The organism is Aeromicrobium alkaliterrae, from assembly GCF_039529015.1.
GTDB lineage: Bacteria > Actinomycetota > Actinomycetes > Propionibacteriales > Nocardioidaceae > Aeromicrobium > Aeromicrobium alkaliterrae.
In genome coordinates this window covers 429,739-451,814 of the sequence record NZ_BAAAME010000004.1, presented here as the reverse complement: position 1 = coordinate 451,814, position 22,076 = coordinate 429,739, and the positions used below count along the sequence as shown (strand labels likewise).

General features: G+C 72.0%; 17 protein-coding genes. 14 read left to right on the top strand and 3 right to left on the bottom strand.

The window, feature by feature from the left end:
• Nucleotides 1-215 precede the first annotated feature (215 nt).
• On the top strand, nucleotides 216-1,166 hold the full coding sequence (locus ABD127_RS10230; protein WP_344200819.1) for a DUF3027 domain-containing protein: 951 nt from the start codon (nucleotides 216-218) through the stop codon (nucleotides 1,164-1,166).
• 50 nt (nucleotides 1,167-1,216) lie between these two features.
• Entirely contained in the window at nucleotides 1,217-2,785 is a 1,569-nt protein-coding gene (locus tag ABD127_RS10225; RefSeq protein ID WP_344200816.1) for an MDR family MFS transporter, read from the top strand.
• An 80-nt stretch (nucleotides 2,786-2,865) separates the two neighbouring features.
• Here the strand turns inward: ABD127_RS10225 and ABD127_RS10220 are convergent, their stop codons facing one another.
• Nucleotides 2,866-3,261: a DUF2530 domain-containing protein gene (locus ABD127_RS10220; protein ID WP_344200814.1), complete on the bottom strand. Its 396-nt coding sequence runs from the start codon at nucleotides 3,259-3,261 to the stop codon at nucleotides 2,866-2,868.
• A gap of 68 nt (nucleotides 3,262-3,329) precedes the next feature.
• On the opposite strand from ABD127_RS10220, the gene ABD127_RS10215 reads away from it, so the two are divergent.
• Genes ABD127_RS10215 through ABD127_RS10205 form a run of 3 tightly spaced genes read left to right on the top strand, consistent with a single transcriptional unit; the run spans nucleotide 3,330 to nucleotide 6,361 of the window.
• Nucleotides 3,330-4,331: an SdiA-regulated/phytase-like domain-containing protein gene (locus ABD127_RS10215; RefSeq protein WP_344200812.1), complete on the top strand. Its 1,002-nt coding sequence runs from the start codon at nucleotides 3,330-3,332 to the stop codon at nucleotides 4,329-4,331.
• Between the two features lie 52 nt (nucleotides 4,332-4,383).
• A complete protein-coding gene (locus ABD127_RS10210) occupies nucleotides 4,384-5,823 on the top strand; it encodes an NCS2 family permease (protein ID WP_344200809.1) in 1,440 nt (479 codons plus the stop codon).
• Nucleotides 5,824-5,839: 16 nt separating this feature from the next.
• Entirely contained in the window at nucleotides 5,840-6,361 is a 522-nt protein-coding gene (locus ABD127_RS10205) for a gamma carbonic anhydrase family protein (RefSeq protein WP_344200806.1), read from the top strand.
• 263 nt (nucleotides 6,362-6,624) lie between these two features.
• Here ABD127_RS10205 and serC read toward each other — a convergent pair whose 3' ends face one another.
• A complete protein-coding gene (serC, locus tag ABD127_RS10200; protein ID WP_344200804.1) occupies nucleotides 6,625-7,737 on the bottom strand; it encodes a phosphoserine transaminase in 1,113 nt (370 codons plus the stop codon).
• A 170-nt stretch (nucleotides 7,738-7,907) separates the two neighbouring features.
• Between serC and ABD127_RS10195 the strand changes: the two genes are divergently transcribed.
• The 9 genes from ABD127_RS10195 to meaB all read left to right on the top strand — a co-directional run bounded on the left by ABD127_RS10195 (nucleotide 7,908) and on the right by meaB (nucleotide 20,713).
• The gene (locus tag ABD127_RS10195; RefSeq protein WP_344200801.1) at nucleotides 7,908-9,863 is read left to right on the top strand and encodes an Hsp70 family protein; all 1,956 of its coding nucleotides are present in this window, start codon (nucleotides 7,908-7,910) and stop codon (nucleotides 9,861-9,863) included.
• Nucleotides 9,864-9,878: 15 nt separating this feature from the next.
• Nucleotides 9,879-11,786 (top strand): dynamin family protein, encoded by a 1,908-nt coding sequence (locus ABD127_RS10190; RefSeq protein ID WP_344200799.1) that lies wholly within the window; start codon nucleotides 9,879-9,881, stop codon nucleotides 11,784-11,786.
• A gap of 30 nt (nucleotides 11,787-11,816) precedes the next feature.
• A complete protein-coding gene (locus tag ABD127_RS10185; protein WP_344200796.1) occupies nucleotides 11,817-13,046 on the top strand; it encodes a C39 family peptidase in 1,230 nt (409 codons plus the stop codon).
• Between the two features lie 24 nt (nucleotides 13,047-13,070).
• Nucleotides 13,071-13,439, top strand: coding sequence for a hypothetical protein (locus ABD127_RS10180; protein ID WP_344200793.1), 369 nt, complete (start codon nucleotides 13,071-13,073; stop codon nucleotides 13,437-13,439).
• On the top strand, nucleotides 13,436-15,010 hold the full coding sequence (locus tag ABD127_RS10175; protein WP_344200791.1) for a dynamin family protein: 1,575 nt from the start codon (nucleotides 13,436-13,438) through the stop codon (nucleotides 15,008-15,010). The genes ABD127_RS10180 and ABD127_RS10175 overlap by 4 nt, the downstream gene beginning before the upstream one ends.
• Before the next feature lie 91 nt (nucleotides 15,011-15,101).
• Entirely contained in the window at nucleotides 15,102-15,641 is a 540-nt protein-coding gene (locus tag ABD127_RS10170; RefSeq protein WP_344200788.1) for an RNA polymerase sigma factor, read from the top strand.
• Nucleotides 15,642-15,741: 100 nt separating this feature from the next.
• Nucleotides 15,742-17,553, top strand: a complete 1,812-nt coding sequence (locus tag ABD127_RS10165) for a methylmalonyl-CoA mutase family protein (RefSeq protein ID WP_344200785.1) — start codon at nucleotides 15,742-15,744, stop codon at nucleotides 17,551-17,553.
• Nucleotides 17,550-19,736, top strand: a complete 2,187-nt coding sequence (scpA, locus tag ABD127_RS10160; protein ID WP_344200783.1) for a methylmalonyl-CoA mutase — start codon at nucleotides 17,550-17,552, stop codon at nucleotides 19,734-19,736. The genes ABD127_RS10165 and scpA overlap by 4 nt, the downstream gene beginning before the upstream one ends.
• Entirely contained in the window at nucleotides 19,736-20,713 is a 978-nt protein-coding gene (gene meaB, locus ABD127_RS10155; RefSeq protein ID WP_344200779.1) for a methylmalonyl Co-A mutase-associated GTPase MeaB, read from the top strand. The genes scpA and meaB overlap by 1 nt, the downstream gene beginning before the upstream one ends.
• Nucleotides 20,714-21,185: 472 nt before the next feature.
• On the opposite strand, the gene ABD127_RS10150 is transcribed toward meaB, so the two are convergent.
• The gene (locus ABD127_RS10150; RefSeq protein ID WP_344200776.1) at nucleotides 21,186-22,040 is read right to left on the bottom strand and encodes a hypothetical protein; all 855 of its coding nucleotides are present in this window, start codon (nucleotides 22,038-22,040) and stop codon (nucleotides 21,186-21,188) included.
• Between the last annotated feature and the right edge of the window lie 36 nt (nucleotides 22,041-22,076).

Genomic DNA, 22,076 nt, shown 5'->3' with positions numbered 1-22,076 from the left:
GACGCGTCCGGTGCCGCGGACCGCCTTGACCGCGGCGTGGGGGCCCTGGGGCTCCTGGGGCGACCGCGGGTCGGCGTAGGGGTCGCGCTCCGGCTCGTCCACCGGCGGCGCTGGTTCGTCCCACCGTCCGTCGGCGTCGTCGTGCGGCACTCCCATGCGTCCATCCTGCCTCACCCGTGTCCTGCGCGCGTGGTGGCATGAGGGACAATCGGGGCATGTCCGTCGAGCAGATGTTGCAGGCCGCCGAGCCGTTCGCCCGCGCCGTCGTGGTCGAGGCCGCTGGTGAGGACGTCGTCGGCGCCCACCTGCGTGCCGACGTCGACGCCGACGGCTGGGTCTCCCACGCGTTCGAGGCGCTGCAGCCCGGGTACCGCGGGTGGTCGTGGGTCGTCAGCCTGACGGCCGTCGCGGCCGACGCCGAGCCCACCGTCAACGACCTGGTCCTGCTGCCCGGCGCCGAGGCCATCGTGGCCCCGGCCTGGACGCCCTACCGCGACCGCATCCGTCCCGGCGACCTCGGACCCGGCGACGTGCTGCCGCCCGACGTCGACGACCTGCGACTCGTCCCGGCCTGGTCGGCCGGCGACGGCGAGGTCGAGGCCGCCGATCGTCAGGCCGCCCAGGAGCTCGCGGGCGGCCGCACCTGGGTCCTCTCGCTCGAGGGTCGCGACATGGCGGCCCAGCGCTGGCACGACGGCGCCGGTGGCCCCCACACCGCCATCGCCCAGCAGGCCTCCGGTACGTGCCGCACGTGCGGCTTCCGCCTCGGCCTGGCCGGCGCGCTGTCCGACCGCTTCGGGGTGTGCGCCAACGGCATGGCCAACGACGACGGCCGTGTGGTCGACCACGAGCACGGCTGCGGCGCCCACTCCGGCGTCAAGCTGAGCCGCGCCACCGCGGTCCAGGAGCTGCCGCAGCCCTACTTCGACACGCTGACCCGCGACGTCGTCGCCCGACCCGAGCCCACCGTGGTCGAGCCGGAGCCCGTCGCCGAGGAGCTGGTGGCCGAGGAGCCGGTGGAGACCCCGGACGCGGCCGAGCCGGAGATCGCGGTCGAGGCCGAGGTCGTCGTCGAGACCGCACCCGAGGCCGAGGCGAGCGCCGAGGCCGCCCCGGACGCCGAGGCACCTGCGGACACCGAGCCGGAGTCGCCCGAGTCGCTGTGAGGTCGGGCACTCGGCCCGCGCGTTCAGGGTTCTGACTGTATAGTTGCGTTGTGCAACAAACTCAGCCTTCCGTCGCGCTGAGCCACCGCGAGATCCTCCAGGTTCTCGTCGGTCTGCTCGCCGGCATGTTCACCGCCCTCATCAGTTCGACGATCGTCTCGAACGCCCTGCCGACGATCATCGCCGACCTGAACGGGTCGCAGACCCAGTACACGTGGGTCGTGACGTCGTCGCTGCTCGCGATGACCGTCTCGATGCCGATCTGGGGCAAGCTCTCGGACCTGGTCAACAAGAAGACCCTCGTGCAGATCGCGCTGGTGACCTTCGTGATCGGCTCGATCCTGGCCGGCGCGGCCCAGAGCGTCCCGTGGCTCATCGCGTGCCGCGTCCTCCAGGGCCTGGCGATGGGCGGCCTGATCGCGACGTCGCAGTCGATCATCGGCTCGATCATCCCGCCGCGCCAGCGTGGCCGCTACAGCGGCTACATGGGCGCGACGATGGCCGTCGCGACGGTCAGCGGACCGCTGATGGGCGGCGTCATCGTCGACACGCCGGGGCTCGGCTGGCGCTGGTGCTTCTACGTCTGCGTGCCGCTCGCGGTCGCGAGCCTGGTGATCCTGCACCGTCAGCTCCACCTGCCGACCCAGCGTCGCAAGGTACAGCTCGACCTGTGGGGTGCGCTGCTCATCACGATCGCGGCGTCGCTCCCGCTGCTCTGGGTCACCTTCGCCGGTGACTCCTTCGCCTGGCTCTCGACCGAGACCGCGCTGTTCTGGGGCGCGACGATCATCGCCGCGGTGCTCGTCGTCGTGGTCGAGACGCGTCACCCGGAGCCGCTGCTCCCGATCGCCGTCGTCCGGGAGCGCACCACGGCGCTCGCGATCGTCGGCAGCATCGCGGTCGGCATGTCGATGTTCGGTGGCTCGGTCTTCCTCGGCCAGTACTTCCAGGTCGCCGGAGGACACTCCGCCGCCTGGGCCGGCGTCCTGAGCATCCCGCTGATGACCGGCTCGCTGGTGGGCACGGTGCTGAGCGGTCAGCTCATCACCCGCTACGGCCGCTGGAAGCGCTTCCTCGTCGCCGGCTCGACCCTGCTCGTCATCGGTCTGGCGATGCTCTCCACGGTCGACCACACGACGCCCGAGTGGCACGCGATGACCTCGATGGCCGTGATGGGTCTCGGCATGGGCATGCTGCTGCAGAACTACGTCCTCGCCGTGCAGAACACCGTCTCGGTCTCGACGGTCGGGGCTGCGAGCGCGACGGTCGCGTTCTTCCGGTCGCTCGGCGGTGCGGTGGGCGTCTCGGTGCTCGGCGCGATCCTGGCGCACGACGTCAAGACCTCGGTCACCGACCAGCTCGCCGCGAACGGCGCCTCGGGGCCGTCGGCGGGCAGCGGTTCGCTGCTCGACCTCGACGCGCTCCCGGCTCCGGTCGCCGAGATCGTGCGGGGCGCGTACGGCGACGCGACGGGCCACATCTTCGCGATCGCCGCGGTCGTCGCGGTGGTCAGCCTGCTGGCGGCGCTCTTCATCAAGGAGATCCCGCTGCGCACCACGATCGACCGCGACCCGGAGCCCGAGCGCGACGCCGACGAGATCCAGGTCCCCGTGGCCTGAGTCCGCCAGATGTGGTCAGTTCGGTCACGGTTTTCCGCGGGATCCGTGACCGAACTGACCACATCTTGCGGTCCGGGAGGTCAGGCCTTGCGGCGGCCGGGGCGGCGCGCGAGGGCGTTGCGCCGGCGACGGCAGTACTCGATGCCGATGCAGCCCAGGCCGAAGCCGGCGACGGTGGTCCAGAACCACCAGTCGTCGCCCTGGTCGCGCAGCGTGCCCAGGAACGGCAGGAGCGCCACGGCGGCGACGGCCCACATGATGGTGCCGACGACCATCGTGCGGACGCCGTCGACGTCCATCGGCTCGACCTCGGCGACCTTGTGGGTCTTGCGGCCGATCTCGAGCTCGGTGATGTCGGGGCGGCCCAGCTCGTGGCGGCGCGCGGCACGCTCGAGGCGCTCGCGCTCGCGGTGACCCAGCTTGCGCTCGACCGTCTCGGGCCCGTCCTCGGGGCGCACCAGGTCGTCGTCGTTCACGGGGCCCACCCTACTCGCGTGACCGCTGCGACGCGGGTTGCCGGTCCTGCCTGGCATGCTGGGACGCGATGAACCCCCGCCACCGCCGGCTGCTGATCCCGGGCCTCCTGATCGCGCTGCTCGTCGTGGTCGTCGTGGCGACCCTCACGGGGCGTGCCGACGCCGCCACCAGCAGTGCCCCGACCGACGCCACCGCGGCCTGCACGCTGACCGACGACCGCATCGACGAGCAGAGCGGGCTCGCCGTCAGCGCGGCGCACCCGGACACGGCCTACGTCGTCAACGACTCCGGCAGCGACCCGGAGGTCTACGCGGTCGACCTGACGTCGTGCGAGGTCGTCGGCGTCACCGAGCTCGAGGACGTGCCGTGGCGCGACCCCGAGGCCATGGCGCTCGACGGCTCCGGCACGCTGTGGATCGCCGACACGGGTGACAACAACGGCGTGCGTGACGACGCGCGCCTGTACTCGCTGCCCGAGCCGGGCCGGGAGGACGGCAGCGTGCGCCCTGAGGTCCACCCGCTCACCTTCGAGACGGGCCGCGAGGACGTCGAGGCGCTGCTGGTCGACCCCACGAGTGACGCGAAGTGGGTCGTCACGAAGGGGTGGACGGGCGGCGAGCTGCTGGCCCTGCCCGACACGCTGCCGAGCGACGCGGTCAGCACCGCGACGTCGACCGGCGTCTCGATGCCGATCCTCGTGACGGACGCGTCGATCACCCCCGACGGCCACTACGCGGTCGTGCGCACGTACCTCGGCGCGACCCTCTACGACGTCCGCGACGACTTCGCGCAGGTCGCCTCGATCGAGCTCCCTCAGCAGCCGCAGGGCGAGACGCTCGCGGTCGAGCCCTCCGGCACGACGTTCCTCGCGGGCAGCGAGGGCGTCGGGCAGCCGTTGTACCGACTGGCGCTGCAGACCCCCGAGCCGGTCGAGGCCCCGGCGACCACCCCGGCCGCTGCGGAGACCGAGAGCACCTGGACGCCGTCGACCCTCGTCTGGGTCGCCGGTGCGACGATCGTGGGCCTTTTCGCCGGGGCCCTTCTCCTGCGCCGACGCCGTCGGACATGATGCTGTGCGGCGCGCCGACTCGGGCGCCGTCCCTCAGCACGTCAGGAGCACCATGGCCACCGCCGTCGACAGCTACTTCAAGATCTCCCAGCGCGGGTCGAGCGTGGGCCGGGAGGTGCGCGGCGGGGTCGTCACGTTCCTGACGATGGCGTACATCATCGTGCTGAACCCGATCATCCTGGCGGGCGTCCCGGACGTCGACGGCAACTTCCTCGGCGGCGGTTCCGAGCCGGGCTCGGGCTTCGCGACGATCGCGGCCTGCACCGCGCTGGTCGCCGGTGCGCTGTCGATCGCGATGGGCGCGATCGCCAACTTCCCGCTGGCCATCGCGGCCGGTCTGGGTCTGAACGCCTTCGTCGCCTACTCGGTCGCCTCGCAGATGACCTGGGCCGACGCGATGGGCCTGGTCGTCCTCGAGGGCCTCGTGATCCTGGTGCTGGTGCTGACGGGCTTCCGGAAGGCCGTCTTCGACGCGGTGCCGACGCAGCTCAAGACCGCGATCGCGGTGGGCATCGGCCTGTTCATCACCTTCATCGGCCTGGTCGACGCGGGCTTCGTGCGCACGTCCGGCATCCCGGCCCCGCCGGTGCAGCTCGGCATCGGGAACACGCTCTCGGGCTGGCCCGTCCTGGTCTTCTGCATCACGCTGCTCGTGATGTTCGCGCTGCACGCCCGCAAGGTGCCCGGGGCGATCCTGATCGGCATCGTGTTCGGCACGATCCTGGCCGGCATCGTCCAGGCCATCACCGACACCCCCGGAGGCGGCGGCGACCCGACCTCCAAGGGGTGGAACCTGAACGTCCCGTCCTGGCCCGACCAGGTCTTCCAGACGCCCGACTTCGGCCTGCTCGGCGAGTTCAACCTGCTCGGTGGCTTCGACCGCGTCGGCGTCGTCGCGGCCTTCCTGCTGGTCTTCTCGCTCCTGCTCGCCGACTTCTTCGACACGATGGGCACGATGACGGCGGTCGGCGCCGAGGCGGGCCTGAACGACGACGAGGGCACGCCGCCCAACGCGCAGCGCATCCTGATCGTCGACTCGGTCGCCGCCGCAGCCGGTGGCGCTGCAGGCGTCTCGAGCAACACGTCGTACATCGAGTCGGCCGCGGGCGTCGGCGACGGTGCCCGCACGGGCCTGGCGTCGATCGTGACCGGCGTCCTGTTCCTGATCTCGACCCTGGCGGCACCGCTGGTCCAGCACATCCCGAGCGAGGCCGCGGTTCCCGCGCTCGTGCTGGTCGGATTCCTGATGATGACCCAGGTCAGCGGCATCGACTGGGACGACGTCGAGATCGCGCTGCCCGCCTTCCTCACGATCGCCCTGATGCCGTTCACGTACTCGATCACGGTCGGCATCGGCGCCGGCTTCGTGACGTACGTGCTGCTCAAGGTCGTGCGCGGCAAGGCGGCCGAGCTGCACGCCCTGATGTGGATCGTGGCGGGCCTGTTCGTCATCTACTTCGGCATCGACCCGATCACGCGCTGGCTCACCTGACGTCTACCGTGGGGCCATGCTGATCGACCTGGGTGACGGCCGCCGTCCCACCGTTCCGGAGTCCGCCTTCGTCGCGCCGAACGCGACCCTCGTGGGCTCGGTCGAGCTCGGCGAGGGTGCCAGCATCTGGTACTCCGCCGTGCTGCGCGCCGACAACGAGCCGATCGTGATCGGGCCGGACTCCAACGTGCAGGACGGCTGTGCGTTCCACGTCGACAAGGGCAAGCCGGTGACCCTCGGGCGGGGCGTGTCGGTCGGTCACAACGCGGTCGTCCACGGGGCCACGGTCGGCGACCACGTGCTGATCGGCATGGGCGCGGTCGTCATGAACGGCGCCGTGATCGGGGACGAGACCCTCGTCGCCGCGGGTGCGCTCGTGACCGAGGGCATGCAGGTGCCGCCGCGCTCGCTCGTGGCGGGCGTGCCCGGCAAGGTGCGCCGCGAGCTCACCGACGACGAGGTCGAGTCGCTGCACCGCAACGCGCGGATCTACACCGAGCACCGCGAGCTGCACCGCGGCGGCTCCGTCGTCGACTGACTTCCGTCCTGGCTGAGCGCGGCTGCCGTTCGTGGTCGCGAGCGCGTCGCTCCGCATGGACGAGCGGGTGGGCGGCGCGCGACCGATGCATTGCGGTCGCTGGGACTGCCGAAAGGCATCATCCCCGGTCCCGGTGGTACCGGAGATGATGCATCGGGGTCGCCATGACGACCCCGATGCATCATCGGCGGTCACGACCAGGGTGCGGGGTGGCCGGCGTCCGGTCCTTGCTGCTTGTCCGTCCCCGTCCGCTGAGCCTCCGCTCAGGAGCGGAGCTGCTCGACCACGTGGTCGATGCAGGCCGTCAGCGCGCTGACGTCGTCGGGCTCGATCGCGGGGAACATGCCGATGCGCAGCTGGTTGCGGCCGAGCCCGCGGTAGCCGTCGACGTCGACGACGCCGTTCTCGCGCAGCGCGGCCGACACGTCCGAGGCCTCCACGCCGACGAGGTCGATCGTGCCGACGACGTTCGAGCGCTCGGCCGGATCTGCCACGAACGGCACGGTGTAGTCGCGGTCCTCGGCCCACGCGTACAGGCGCGAGGCCGAGTCGGCGGTGCGGCGTGCCGCGAAGTCGAGGCCGCCCAGGCCGTTGAGCCAGGCGACCTGCTGCTCGAGCAGGAACAGGGTCGCGAGCGCCGGGGTGTTGTAGGTCTGGTCCTTGCGGGAGTTGTCGATCGCGGCGGGCAGGTCGAGGAACCCGGGGATGTGACGGCCGGAGGCCTTGAGGCGCTCGGCCCGCTCGATCGCGGCCGGTGACATCAGCGCGACCCACAGCCCGCCGTCGGACGCGAAGGTCTTCTGCGGGGCGAAGTAGTAGACGTCGCACTGCGCGACGTCGACCGCCAGGCCGCCCGCGGCGGAGGTCGCATCGATCAGGCTGATCGCACCCGCGTCGGCACCGGCGACCCGCTCGACCGGCACCCAGACGCCGGTGGAGGTCTCGTTGTGGGCCCAGGCATAGGTGTCGACGCCCGCCACGGCCTCGGGCGTCGGGTGGGTGTGCGGTTCGGACTCGCGCACGTCCGGGTCGTCCAGGAACGGGGCAGCGGCCACGGCCCGGGCGAACTTGCGGCTGAACTCGCCGTGCACGAGGTGCTGCGCACGGCGGTCGACCAGCCCGAACGCCGCGGCGTCGAAGAACGCGTGCGAGCCACCGACGCCGAGGACGACCTCGTAGCCGTCGGGCAGCGAGAACAGGTCGGTCAGCCCGCTGCGGATGGCGCCGACGAGGTTCTTGACCGGTGCCTTGCGGTGTGACGTCCCCAACAGTCCCGTGCCGGTCGCGGCCAGGGCCTCGAGGGCCTCGGGGCGCACCTTGGAGGGCCCGGAACCGAAACGACCGTCGCGGGGGAGCAGCTCTGCGGGGATCTTCACCGTCCCATTGTCACGTGGAGCGCCACGCGCAGGGGAGCGGTCCCCGTTGTGGTGCCCGCCTCGTGGGCGATATACCGGACGACAGACGCAGACTCCTGGAACGGCTAGGGTGCTGCCAGACATCAGAGCCCCGACCCCGCGGGGCGAGTCGGATCGAAGGGTGGCATGGCGTGAGCACGTGGCGACTCGCCATCGACTTCGGCACCTCGAACTCGACGGCCGCGATCCAGATCGACGGACGCGACCCGCAGACGGTCCGCCTGTCCGACAACGGAGACGTCATGCCGTCGGCGGTGTTCGCCGACGCCGGTGGCCTCACGGTCGGCGTCGAGGCGACGCGGCGCATGCTGCTCGACCCGAGCGCCTTCGAGCGCAACCCCAAGCGGCTCGTGGGCCAGAACGTCGTGCAGCTCGGCGGCACCGACCGCGAGGTCGTCGACCTGGTGGCCGCCGTGCTGCGCACCGTCACCCAGCGCGCAGCCCGCGTGGCCGGAGGCGGGCGCCCCGTCGAGCTCACCCTGACCTACCCCGCCGGCTACCAGCGGGCCCGTCGCGACGTCCTGGTCGAGGCCGCCGAGCGCGCTGGCTTCCCGCGCTCCGCCGTCGGCCTCCTGCCCGAGCCGGTCGCCGCGGTCTCCCGCTACGCCCAGCACGCGCCGCTGCCCCCGGGTGGCAGCCACGTCTGTGTCGTCGACATCGGTGGCGGCACGGCCGACATCGCGGTCATGCGGGTCACGGGCGACGCCCTGCGCCCCTTCGAGGTCGTCTCGACGGCGGGCCGCCCCGACCTCGGCGGTGGCCTGTTCGACCTGCGGCTCGAGAACATCGTGCTCGACGCGGTGCGCGCCGGCGGCCACCCGGAGGTGCTGTCCGCGCTCGAGAGCACGGCCGGACTGGGTGCCCGCCGGGCGCTGCGCGAGCAGGTCTCGCAGGCCAAGCACGCGCTGTCCGAGAGCGAGTCGACGACGGTGCCGGTCGTCACGAGGGGCGGGGCCGTCACGGTCACCGTCACGGCCGACGAGTTTGCCGAGGCCATCGCCGACGACGTCGAGCAGATCACCTCGCTGACGATCGAGGCGTGCTCGCGCGCCGGGCTCAAGCCGACCGAGCTGGCCACGGTCTACCTCACGGGTGGCGCGTCGCTCGTCCGCCCGCTGCAGACCTCGCTCGCCCGCGTCGTGGGGCAGCCGGCCGCCACGCTCGACGACCCCAAGCTCATCACCTGCCTCGGTGCCCTGTCGCCGCTCGGCCGCCAGCTCCGCGAGCCCGCGATCGCGCCCATGGCCTCGCCGGCTCCGCCCGCTCCGGCGCCGGCGCCCCGTCCGACACCGATCTCGGCTCCCGCTCCCGCCCCGGCTCCGGCCCCGGTGGCGCCGACGCCCAGCCCGACCGAGACCACGGGCGGCATCCCCGCAGTTCCGGCGTACACCCCGGCACCGGCGTCCTACTCCCGTCCGGCCGGGCCCAGTGGAAGCGGCCCGTCCGGCCCCCGCAAGCGCCGCACGCTGCTGATCGGCCTGGCCGCCGCTGCGCTGGTGCTGGTCGGCGGCGGCGTCGCGGCTGCGGTGGTGCTGATCGGTGGCGGTGACCCGTCACCCAACCCGACGGCCGAGCCCGACCCCACCCGCACCTCGCCGTCGGACGACGCCAGCACCGACCCGGAGTGCGTCGACAGTCCGGACCTCTCGACCACGGAGTGCGCCCTGCTCAACGACGTCGTCGCGTCGAACTCCCTCGTCGACCCGGCCGACTGCGTGACGATGGACGATCCGAAGGGCGCCCAGATCGGCATCACCTGCTACGCGCTCGAGGACGAGACGGGCTTCGCCCCCGACCACCTCAACATCTACGGCTACGGCGACGCCGCGTCGATGGAGGACGTGTTCCAGAGCGTCATCTCCAACGAGGGCCTCAGCGGGCCGCAGACGCTCGACGGCGCACCGGGGTGGGGCACCTGGAAGTTCCAGGGCGAGACCGAGGACGCCGGCCAGATCCTGCTGCACTACAGCACGGAGGAGAACCAGAGCTACGTCGCCTGGACCGACACCTCGACCCTGGCCGAGGTGTGGGCCGCGACCGACGACAACCTGCTGCCGGAGCTGTACGCCTGGTGGCAGAGTGCCTGACCCGGGTGCGGCGGCGTGAGTCCCGCCCGCCCGGCGCTGTCGCCTGACCGTCCACGCCTGACGTCGGCGCAGGGCCGCGCGGTGCGCTCGACCGTCACGGCCCTCAAGGGCACCGAGTTCCAGCCGTGGGCCGATGCGATGTCGACGGCCCTGGCCGCGGCGGCGCCGACGGTGGCCTCGGCCGTCGTCGTGGGCGAGGTCAAGCGCGGCAAGAGCACGCTCGTCAACGCGATCCTGGGTGAGGCGGGCCTCGTGCCGGCGGGTCTGGGTGTCGTCACGGCCGGCTTCGTGCGGGTCGCCCCTCCCACCGACGACCTCGTCGACGGGCAGGCGCGCCTGCAGTTCGCCGACGGCACGACCCGCCAGGTGGGTCTCGACGTGGCGCGCGAGGTCGCCGTGTCCGGCACGACCGGGAACGACGACGACCCGGCCTTCGTCGGCATCACGATCGCCCACGAGTCCGCCTCGCTGCCCGGCGTGGCCCTCGTCGACACCCCCGGCATCGCCGGTCTGACCCGGGGGCACACCGAGCTCGCCGCGCTGGCGGCCGCGCAGGGCGGGGTCCTCGTCGTCGTCACCGACGCGGGCCAGGTGCTCACGCGCCCGGAGCTGGAGTTCCTGACCGAGGTCTCGGCGAGCGTCGAGCAGGCCGTGTTCGCGCTGGCCAAGATCGACCACCACCCGTCGGGGTGGGAAGAGGTCATGGCCGAGAACAGGGCGCTGCTGCGCCAGCACGCCCCGCGGTTCGCCGACGCCCCGATCTGCCCCGTCTCCTCGACGGTGTCGCTGGAGGTGGCCGGTCTCGACCCGGTCGAGACCGCCGACCTGCGCGAGTACGCGGGCATCGACGCCCTGTCCGCCGCGATCCGCGAGCGACTCGTGGAGCCGTCGTCGATCGCCGTCGCGAACGCTCTGCGCTCCGGACTGTCGGGCATCGAGCGCTACGAGGAGAAGCGGCGCCGCACGATCCACGCCCTGGAGTCGGCGGGGCAGCAGGTGCCCGAGCTCGACGCGTTCGTGAACCGTCTGCGCGAGCTCCAGGAGCAGGGCGACCGCTGGTCGCTCGACCTGAACTCCGACTCCAGCGTGCTGCGCGCCGACGTCCTGCACCGTGCCTCCCAGCAGCTCGCCCAGGTGCGTCAGCAGTGGGCGGTGGTCGCGCACGAGCGCCGCAAGGAGAACCCCGAGAAGGTCATCGAGGAGGTCGCCGTCGCCCTGACCGCGCAGCTCCGGGCGATCGTGTCGGCCTCGATCGGGGAGTTCATCGGCGGCTTCCACCTGCAGGCCGACCAGCTCTTCCGCTCGATCGGCCGCGACCTGGCGACCGCGGTCCGCCTCAACCCGGACGTCGACGACCTCGCGATGGCCGAGGTCGCCGAGGCAGAGTACAGCGGCAGCTTCGACGCGACCCTGGCCAGCACCGCGATGATCGGCTCCAGCATGGGCGGCCTCGTCGCCGGTCTGATCGCTCCGGCGATCATCGCCCCGGTGTTCTCGATCGTGGGCGGCGCGGCCTGGTACATCGTCAACTACCGCACGCGTCGGGCGCACAACCTCGAGCGGCTCGTCACCCAGACCGCCTCGACGGCCGTGAACCGGGCCGAGACGCACCTGCGGTTCGCGGTCGACCGCGCTCGCACCGTGATGCTGCGCGACGTCACGATCGCCTTCCGCTACGAGCTCAAGGCCGCCCTCGACTCGGCGAAGACCGAGCTCGAGGCCGCCCGGCGGGCCGCGGCGGAGACCCCCGAGCGCCTGCGCCGGGAGGTCGCCAACGAGACGCGTCACCTCGAGGCATTGCGCGCGCAGCGCGAGGAGCTGCAGGCTGTCATGGTGGAGGCGCTCGCGCCTGGACCTGGTCCGCGAACGACGGGGCGAAAGTCCTCGGGAACAAATCCGCAGCGCGACACCTCAGAGGTGTGACGAACCACCCCAGCGACCGAGGAGCCCACGATGTCCGACCCGAGCGACGACCTGATCGGCAACCAGCAGTTCGACGACCTCGACGGTGACGGCGTCGTCGACACCGTCGTCGAGTACTTCGACGACAACACGTCCATCGCGACGTACGACACCGACGGCGACGGCGAGGTCGACGCGGCGGACATCGACTCCGACGGCGACGGTGAGGTCGACCTCGCGGTCGTCGACCTGGGCAACGGCGAGGTCGGGGTCTACGAGGACCCCACCAACACGTCCGCCCAGCCCACGGTCATGACCCTCGAGGAGGCGGCCGAGATCGCCCCCGACCTGGTCGACACCTTCGGCGACGAGCTCGGCGAGTCCGAGTTCGAGCAGACCGGCTTCGACGGCGACAAGGACTCGGACGAGGACGACGAGAAGGACAAGGACTCGGACGAGGACGAGAAGGACTCGGACAGCCCGACCAGCTGGTTCGCCCCGGACGACAAGGACGACACCAAGAACGTCGACTACGAGGACGAGGACGACGAGGACGACAAGGACGACGACGGCAAGCACCCGCAGGGCGACCCCAGCAGCACCGGCCTGGTCGGTGACCCGTTCGGCGACGCCGAGCTGTGGTTCGAGCAGGCCGTCAACGGCACGTGCGGCCCGTCCGCGATCGCCCAGATCGTCTCGGAGTACACCGGCGAGACCTTCGCCAACGAGGAGGAGTTCGCCAACTGGGCGATCGACAACGGTGTCATGGAGGTGCTGCCCGACGGCACCACGACCGGCATGTACGCCGACGACATCGTCGACATGCTGGAGGCGCACGGTGTCCCCGCCGAGCTGGAGCAGGGTCTGGAGATCCAGGACCTCAAGGAGATGCTCGCCGACGACGTGGGCGTCGCCGTGATGGTCGACGCCGACGAGTACTGGGGTCCGATGTACGGCTACGACCCGGGTCCGGAGGACAACGCGATCAACCACATCGTGATGGTCACGGGCATCGACGAGGACAAGGGCGTCGTCTACGTCAACGACACCGGCACGCCGGACGGCGAGGCCATGGAGATCCCGATCGAGTACTTCGAGGACGCGTGGGAGGACGGCAACAACCAGGCCGTCGTCTGCGACGAGCCGGCTCCCGACACCGCGGCCTCCACGGTCGGCTCGGGCCTCCCGCAGTCGGACGCGGTCTCGACCATGCTCGATGGCAAGTGGGCCCTGCTGCCCGTCGTCCTGCGGGGCGACGAGGTCGCGGCGGCGCAGGCTTGATCCGGATCGCGAGACTGGATCACGATGTCTGACCAGCTGCCTCTGGCCGAGGTCCCGGAGTCCACGTGGCTCCGGGCCCTCGCCCACGCCCTCGACCCCGACGCCGAGCCCGGCGACGACGCGCTCGCTCCCGACGACGACCCGGTCTCCGGTGCCGTCGACGACGACCAGCCCGGCGACGACGGCGACGACGATGACGACCCGGACGACGCGAGCCTCGGGGCCGGTGCCGACGACGGTGCCGACGACGACGGTGCCGACGACGACGGTGCTGCCTTCGCCGGCGCGGACGACGACGGCCCGCACGTGTGGGACACCGACGACTGGTCGCCGGCGGACGACGCGATCGATCCCGACGACCTCGGTCGGGTCGGCGACGACGGGCTCGGGTGAGGGTGACACCCGTCGTGCAGCGTGTCGACACGCTGCTCCTCCAGATCGAACAGGTCGCGAGCCCGACGGTCCGTGAGGTCGCCTCGCGCCGTCGGGCCGCTCTGCACGACCCGCTCCGCCTCGCGGTCGTCGGCCGGGTCAAGGCCGGCAAGTCGACGCTCGTCAACGCCTTGATCGGACGCCGCATCGCCCCGACCCGGGCCGGGGAGTGCACCCGCGTCGTCACGTGGTTCGAGTTCGGGTCGCCCGACGGTGCGGCGGTCGTGCACTGCCACGACGGCCGCGAGATCCCGATCTCGCTGGTCGACGGCCGCCTGCCGGAGGACCTCCCCGTGCCGGCCGAGCAGGTCAAGCGGCTCGTCGTGCGCCTCCAGTCGGCCTCGCTCCGTGGCCTGACGCTGATCGACACCCCCGGTCTGTCCTCGCTGACCCGCGAGAACGAGGAGGTCACGCGCAGCGCGGTCCTCGGCGACTCGTTGACGTCGCAGCACGCCAGTGGCGACGCCGACGCGGTGCTGTTCCTGTTCCGTCAGGAGCAGCGCGAGGACGAGGCGGACTTCCTCAAGCAGTTCCGCGCGGCCTCGGGCGAGATGAACGGCTCCGCGGTCAACGCGGTGGGCGTGCTGTCGCAGGCCGACCTCCTGGCCGACGCGGCCGGCGACGACCCGATGCGGCCCGCCCGCGACCAGGCCCGCCGGCTCGCCACCTCCCGGATCGGCGAGGTGGGTGACGTCGTGCCCGTCTCGGGCCTCCTGGCCGAGACCTCGCGCACGGGTCGCCTGCGCGAGCGTGACGTCGTCGACCTGGCGACCCTGGCCGAGGTGGCTCCCGTGCGCCTGCGCACCGGGGTGGGCCTGGACGCCGTCCTGGCGAAGGACCGCGTTCGCGACCTGCAGGACAAGCTGGGCCCGTTCGGCCTGGAGGCCGGGCGTCTCGAGGCGAGCGAGGGCTCGGACCGCTTCGGGGAGTGGTTGTCGGACGTGTCCGGCATCGACGGGTTGCAGCGGCTCGTGCGCGACCACGTCCAGGCCCGTGCCGGTGGGCTCAAGGCGCTCCGCGCCCTCGACGCGGTCGAGCGCGCGGCCCGGCACAGCGGTGCCGACCAGGCGGTGCTCGACCTCGTCGAGCAGGCGCTGGTGGCTCCGGAGCTGCAGATCGTGCGCGAGATCCAGGCGATCGGCATGCTGCGCTCCACGCGCGTCGCGACCGATCTCATCCCCGAGCTCGAGCGGCTCAGCCGCTCCGACCACCCGGCCGAGCAGCTCGGCCTGGGGCGCGACACCCCGGCCGCCGAGATCGCCTCGGAGGCGCGTCGCCGGTCGGGTGAGGCGCAGACCCGGGCGACGCTCGCGTACGCGCCGGGTGAGGCGGAGGCGGCTCGGGTGCTGGCGCAGTCCTACCGGGCGATCGCTCAGCGGGCCGAGTCGCCGGAGCCGCTCCCGGTTCCCCGACCTCCGGTCGCAACGGCACAGCCTCCGGCCGCAACGGCACAGCCTCCGGTCGCGACGGCAGAGGCTCCGGCAGCAACGGCTCGCCGGGTACCTCCTCCGCCGCCCCCGCCGCCCGGCTGAGGCGGCCGGTGGGGAGAGGTCCCCGTGCCGTTGTCTTTCGTGGCCGGACCGGAGAGGTCATACTGGTGCCCGTCCGAGTGATGGGGGTCCGATGACGGAGACCGTGAGTGCCGACGGCACGCTGGTCGAACGTGCGCGTGCCGGCGACCCCGACGCCTTCACCCAGCTCGTCACCGAGAGTCGCGACATCCTGTGGTCGGTGTGCCTGCGCATCACCGCCGATCCGCTCGACGCCGAGGATGCGCTGCAGGACACGTTGATCTCGGCCTGGCAGAACATCCACAAGTTCCGCGGCAACTCCAAGTTCAGCACGTGGTGCTACCGGATCGCCGCGAACGCCTCGATCGCGGTGTGCCGCAAGCGCCGCACGATCCCGATCGACACCGACGACATCGTCGACCTCGTCGTGGCGGCCGACACCACGGGGCAGGTCGACGACCGCGACCTGATCACGTCGGCGCTGCGCGAGGTCTCGCCCGACTTCCGTGAGGCCCTGGTCCTGCGGGAGTACGGCGACATGACCTACGACGAGATCGCGGCCCACCAGGGCATCGGTGTGCAGACGGTCAAGAGCCGCATCAACCGCGCGCGGGCCCAGCTCGCCGACGCGGTTCGCGACGCGAGCGCCTGACACCTCGTCCGAGGCCGTCGCCGCGGTCCGCCCTGCGGTGCAGTCAGTGGTGACCGGGCCGAGTGGGCAGGTCGGCCCCGGGCCTCGTACGATGCGACACATGTCAGCCGATACGCCGGCCGCCCCCGCCGAGGTGACCGTCCCGCTCGCCGAGGGCCTCACCTCGACGCGCGAGGCGTGGGAGACGGCCACGGCCGCCGTCCTGCGCAAGACCCGCAAGCTCGGTGACGACGACCCGGACTCCGCCGCCTGGGCCCGTCTCACCACGACCACGCTGGACGGCATCGAGGTGACGCCGCTCGGCACGCCCGAGCTGACCGCGGACCTGCCGGCGACCGGCCTGCCGGGCCAGGCGCCGTTCACCCGTGGCGCCGACGCGCTCCGCGAGAACCGGGCGTGGGACATCCGTGCCTGGTTCACCGATCCCGACGGGCAGCGCACCGCCGACGACGTGCTGACCGACCTCGAGAACGGGGTCAACTCGATCTGGCTGACCCTGGGCCAGGACGGTGCGCCGACCGACGCCCTCGCGGCGATCCTCGAGCCGGTGTTCCTCGACCTGGCGCCCGTCGTCGTCCAGGACGCGCACGATCCGCTCGGTGCGGCGCGGGCCCTCGCGGCGGTGCTCGAGGACAAGGCCGTCCAGGCCCACCACGGCACCAACCTCGGCGTCGACCCGATCGGCAACGCCGTGCGCGGCGTGGGTCAGACCGACCTCGACGTCGCGGTCGAGGCCGCGCGACTCGCCCTCCCGCTCGGCATCCGCGCGATCGTCGTCGACGGCACCGCGGTGCACGACGCCGGCGGCTCGGACGTCCAGGAGCTCGCCTACGTGCTCGCGGCCGGCGCCACGTACCTGCGGGTCCTGACCGAGGCCGGGATCTCCGTCGACGACGCCGCGGGCCTCCTGGAGTTCCGTCTGGCTGCGACCGACGAGCAGTTCCCGACCATCGCGAAGTTCCGCGCTGCCCGCCGCACGTGGTCGCGGGTCGCCGAGCTGGCCGGGGTCGCCGAGGCCCAGCGCGGCCAGCACCAGCACGCGGTCACGTCGCGGCCGATGATGACGACGTACGACCCGTACGTGAACATGCTCCGCACGACCGTGGCCTCCTTCGCGGCCGGCGTCGGCGGCGCCGCGGCCGTCACGGTGCTGCCGTTCGACGAGCCGCTCGGCCTGCCGGAGGCGTTCAGCCGTCGCATCGCCCGCAACACCTCCAGCCTGCTCATCAGCGAGTCGCACGTCGCGAAGGTCACCGATCCGGGTGGTGGCTCGCACCTGGTCGAGGAGCTGACCGACGACCTCGCACGCGCCACCTGGGCCGGCTTCGGTGAGCTCGAGGCCGCCGGCGGCGTGCTGTCGGCGCTCGACCTGGTCGCCGAGCGCATCGCCGCGACCCGCGAGGCCCGGGCGCTGCAGATCGCCAAGCGGGCCATGCCGCTCACCGGCGTCAGCGAGTTCCCGAACCTGCACGAGCAGCTGCCCGAGCGTCGTCCGTACCCGGCCGAGCAGGCCGTGTTCCGCTACGCGCACGAGTTCGAGGACATGCGTGACGAGCGCGTCGCCACGCCAGTGTTCCTGGCCACGATGGGCCCCGTCGCGGCCCACACGGCCCGGGCGACGTTCGCCGCCAACCTGTTCGCCGCCGGCGGCATCGACACCGTCACGGCCGGCCCCACCGCCGGCGTCGACGAGGTCGTCGCGGTCTACGACGGGTCGCCCGTCGTGTGCCTGACCGGCAACGACAAGGCCTACGCCGAGTGGGGTGCCGACCTGGTCGCCGCCCTGCGCGAGGCCGGCGCCCGCCACGTGGTCGTCGCGGGCAAGGTCGACGTCGGTGCCGACGACCAAGCCTTCGCGGGGCTCGACGCCCTCGCCTTCCTCCGCCGCACCCGAGAGGAGCTGGGCTCATGACGAGCATCCCCAGCAGCTTCGCCGACTTCCCGCTGGATCCCGAGCAGGAGCCCGCGGGCGACGCCGAGGCCTACGCGCGTGCCGCCGACGGCGTGGAGCCGTGGGCGGCCCCCGAGGGCATCGACGTCAAGGAGCTCTACACGGCGGGCGACCTCGAGGGTGCCGACGCGCTCGACACGTACCCCGGCCAGGCGCCGTTCCTGCGCGGGCCGTACCCGGCGATGTACACGACCCAGCCGTGGACGATCCGCCAGTACGCCGGCTTCTCGACCGCCGAGGAGTCCAACGCGTTCTACCGCCGCAACCTCAAGGCCGGCCAGAAGGGCCTCTCGGTCGCCTTCGACCTGGCGACGCACCGCGGCTACGACTCCGACCACCCGCGCGTGAAGGGCGACGTCGGCATGGCCGGCGTCGCGATCGACTCGATCTACGACACCCGCACGCTCTTCGACGGCATCCCGCTCGACGAGATGAGCGTGTCGATGACGATGAACGGTGCCGTGCTGCCCGTGCTGGCGCTCTACATCGTCGCGGCCGAGGAGCAGGGGGTGAAGCCGGAGCAGCTCGCGGGGACGATCCAGAACGACATCCTCAAGGAGTTCATGGTCCGCAACACCTACATCTACCCGCCGTCGCCGTCGATGCGGATCATCTCCGACATCTTCGCGTACACGGCGCAGAAGATGCCGCGGTTCAACTCCATCAGCATCTCCGGGTACCACATCCAGGAGGCCGGGGCCACGAACGACCTCGAGCTCGCCTACACGCTCGCCGACGGTGTCGAGTACATCCGGGCGGGCCTCGACGTCGGCCTGGACGTCGACGCGTTCGCGCCGCGACTGAGCTTCTTCTGGGCCATCGGCATGAACTTCTTCATGGAGATCGCGAAGATGCGCGCCGGCCGTGCCCTGTGGGCCCGGCTGGTCAAGGACTTCGACCCGAAGAATCCGAAGTCGCTGTCGCTGCGCACGCACTCGCAGACCTCGGGCTGGTCGCTGACCGCGCAGGACGTCTACAACAACGTGCAGCGCACCGCGATCGAGGCGATGGCCGCGACGCAGGGCCACACGCAGAGCCTGCACACCAACGCGCTCGACGAGGCCATCGCGCTGCCGACCGACTTCAGCGCCCGCATCGCCCGCAACACCCAGCTGCTGCTGCAGCAGGAGTCGGGCACGACGCGCAGCATCGACCCGTGGGGCGGCTCGTTCTACGTCGAGAAGCTGACCCGTCAGCTCGCCAACCGCGCCTGGGCCCACATCCAGGAGGTCGAGGCGGCCGGAGGCATGGCCAAGGCCATCGAGGAAGGCATCCCGAAGATGCGCGTCGAGGAGGCCGCCGCCCGCACGCAGGCCCGGATCGACTCCGGCCAGCAGGCCGTGATCGGCGTCAACACGTTCCGCCTGCGCGACGAGGACCCGCTCGACGTGCTCAAGGTCGACAACGCCGCGGTCTACGCCGCGCAGGTCGCCAAGCTGGAGCGGCTGCGGGCCGAGCGGAACAGCGACGACGTCCGCCGAGCCCTGGAGGCCCTGACGAACTCGGCCGAGCGCGGTGCCCGCAAGGACGGGACGCTCGACGGCAACCTGCTCGCGCTGGCGGTCGACGCGGCCCGGGCCAAGGCGACGGTCGGTGAGATCTCCGACGCGCTCGAGAAGGTCTACGGGCGCCACCAGGCCGTGATCCGTACGATCTCGGGTGTGTACCGCACCGAAGCAGGCCAGGGTGGCAACATCCAGCGCGTCATCGACGCGACGGCCGAGTTCGAGGAGGCCGAGGGACGGCGTCCCCGCATCCTCGTGGCCAAGATGGGTCAGGACGGCCACGACCGCGGTCAGAAGGTCATCGTGACGGCGTTCGCCGACATGGGCTTCGACGTCGACGTGGGCCCGCTGTTCTCGACGCCCGAGGAGGTCGCCCAGCAGGCGATCGACGCCGACGTGCACATCGTCGGCGTGTCCTCCCTCGCGGCCGGACACCTGGCGCTGCTGCCCGAGCTCAAGAAGGCGCTCGAGGAGCAGGGCCGAGGCGACATCATGGTCGTCATGGGCGGGGTCATCCCGCCCGACGACGTGCCCACGCTCAAGGAGATGGGCGCCACGGAGGTCTTCCTCCCCGGCACCGTGATCGCCGACTCGGCCCTGTCGCTGCTCGACAAGCTCCGCACCCAGCTGCAGGACTGATGGCGGCTGTCGACGTCGCGGCGCTCGCAGACGGCGTGCGCGAGGGACGTCGTGCCTCGATCTCGCGGGCCATCACCCTCGTGGAGTCCCGACGGGCCGATCACCGGGCGGCGGCGCGAGAGCTGCTGACGACCCTGACCCCGGACGCCGGGGGAGCGGTGCGCGTCGGGATCTCGGGCGTGCCCGGCGTGGGCAAGTCCACGACGATCGAGGCGCTCGGCACGTACCTGACGGGGCGCGACCACAAGGTCGGCGTCCTCGCGGTCGACCCGTCGAGCGTGCGCACCGGCGGCTCGGTGCTGGGCGACAAGACCCGGATGTCGACCCTCGCGATCGACCCGAACTCCTTCATCCGTCCGTCGCCGTCGGCCGGCACCCTCGGCGGCGTCGCCCGCGCGACGAGCCAGGCCATGACGATCCTGGAGGCTGCCGGCTACGACGTCGTCCTGGTCGAGACCGTTGGCGTCGGTCAGTCCGAGATCACGGTCGCGGGCATGGTCGACACGTTCCTGTTCCTCACGCTCGCCCGCACGGGCGACCAGCTGCAGGGCATCAAGAAGGGCATTCTCGAGATCGCCGACGTCATCGCGGTCAACAAGGCCGACGGCGAGCGGGTGCGAGAGGCCGAGGTGACGGCCAAGGACCTCGCCGGGGCCCTGCGGATGGTCTACGCCGGGACCCAGGACTGGGTGCCCCCCGTCCTGACCTGCTCGGGTCTCGAGGGCACCGGCATCGACACCGTCTGGAGCCGCGTGCTGCGCCACCGCGAGTTCCTGGGGCACCGGGGGCTCGCCGAGAAGCGGGCGCAGCAGCAGCTCGACTTCACCTGGGCCCTGGTCCGGGACGAGCTCGAGGACCGTCTCCGGCGTCACGAGGGCGTGCGCGCGGTTCGCGCCGACGTGCGCGAGGAGATCCTCGAAGGCCGCCTGGGCGCCGCCGAGGCGGCGGACCGCCTGCTGGCCGCGTACGACGACTGATTCCGTCGGAGACGGGGGAGGGCCCGCGCAGGGAGCGGCGCGGGCCCTAGGTCGAGGCCGTGGACCGCAGGTGTTGGGGGCGGTCGCGTCACAGGGAGATGGACGACTCATCGGCTCGACCCGTCCAGTGAAACATAGCCCGAAGGAACTAGGCGAGGCCGAACCGGCGGATCTCGCTGTGAGAACCCCAAGATCTCATGATGTGAGACGGCTGTGCGTGGGTTGAGTGCCCGACTCCCCGCCTGGGCGGCGGACGCGACCGGCATCGTCGCAGGTCAGGCCGCTGGAGGTGCGCGGCGAGGGCCTCGGGGCGCGCGTGACCTACGGGAGGGGTCAAAAAATGATCGGACCGGGACTAGTCACAAAGGACTAGGCCGGGATAGTCTTTCCTCAGTGCCATACGGGCCGACCATCTCGGGGGGATGGTCGGCCCGGCATCATTTTCAGGGGTGTCATCCGCCGATCCGCTGCCTCACGGCAGTGGTGCGAAGCCGCCCAGGTCCATCGACAGGTTCCAGCCGTTGATGCGCCAGTCCGGTCCGTCGAGCACGTAGGTCGCGGACGTCGAGACGGTGAGCTTCTCGGCCCGGACGGCCCTCGGGTTCCAGACGGGCACTCCGGCCGAGGCGTCGAAGCTGACGTTCACCCGTGGTCGGGGGCCCCCGCGCTCCAGGTCGACCTGCACGACGCTCCAGCTCGGATCGATCCACACGGCGCGGTCCGCGTATCCGGCGTCGCTCCAGGGCGAGCCGAAGTACTGACGTCCGCCACCGGGGCCCGGGCCGTCGAGAAGCACCACCCCCGTCCCCTCGCGCGCAGCACTGCTGCCGGGCGACGCGACGACGGCATCGATCCGAGCCGGGTAGGTCGTCGTGCGGGACGCGTCGGTGAGCTGCGCCTCGACCGCGGCGAAGTCCTCGCGCGCGTACGACTGACGGGGCAGGGAGAGCCGGGAGTAGCGGACGTCGAACGTGAAGGCGACGGCACGGCAGGCGGCGGCGCGGGCGGCCTCGTCGCCGATCTCGCGCGCGGCCGACGGCGACACCGAGACCTGCACGGCGGGGCACCAGTCGACGACTCCTCCGGCCTCCGTCGTGGCGGCGGGGCGTCCGGGCCAGGTGCCGGCGACCGAGGCCGGCGCGAGTGCCGCCGGATCGACCGGTGCGGCGGGTGCCGTGGTCTCCGCAGCGGGGCTCGAGCCCGTGGTCGGCGAGGGCCGCGGAGCCGCGGGCTCGCCGCCGCTGGGGGAGACCAGACCGATCGCGATGGCCACCAGGGCCACGAGCACGACGGAACCGGACAGCAGCGCGACTCCCCGAGACCTCACGCCGTCAGGATAGGCCCGGCCCGGGGTCGCCGTGCC

Bases quoted from the DNA above. Each gene is read 5' to 3' on its own strand.
- meaB (WP_344200779.1), top strand. From the start codon at position 19,736: ATGGCGGCTGTCGACGTCGCGGCGCTCGCAGACGGCGTGCGCGAGGGA.
- ABD127_RS10185 (WP_344200796.1), top strand. From the start codon at position 11,817: ATGTCCGACCCGAGCGACGACCTGATCGGCAACCAGCAGTTCGACGAC.
- ABD127_RS10230 (WP_344200819.1), top strand. From the start codon at position 216: ATGTCCGTCGAGCAGATGTTGCAGGCCGCCGAGCCGTTCGCCCGCGCC.
- ABD127_RS10165 (WP_344200785.1), top strand. From the start codon at position 15,742: ATGTCAGCCGATACGCCGGCCGCCCCCGCCGAGGTGACCGTCCCGCTC.
- ABD127_RS10215 (WP_344200812.1), top strand. From the start codon at position 3,330: ATGAACCCCCGCCACCGCCGGCTGCTGATCCCGGGCCTCCTGATCGCG.
- ABD127_RS10210 (WP_344200809.1), top strand. From the start codon at position 4,384: ATGGCCACCGCCGTCGACAGCTACTTCAAGATCTCCCAGCGCGGGTCG.
- scpA (WP_344200783.1), top strand. From the start codon at position 17,550: ATGACGAGCATCCCCAGCAGCTTCGCCGACTTCCCGCTGGATCCCGAG.
- ABD127_RS10205 (WP_344200806.1), top strand. From the start codon at position 5,840: ATGCTGATCGACCTGGGTGACGGCCGCCGTCCCACCGTTCCGGAGTCC.
- ABD127_RS10170 (WP_344200788.1), top strand. From the start codon at position 15,102: ATGACGGAGACCGTGAGTGCCGACGGCACGCTGGTCGAACGTGCGCGT.
- ABD127_RS10180 (WP_344200793.1), top strand. From the start codon at position 13,071: ATGTCTGACCAGCTGCCTCTGGCCGAGGTCCCGGAGTCCACGTGGCTC.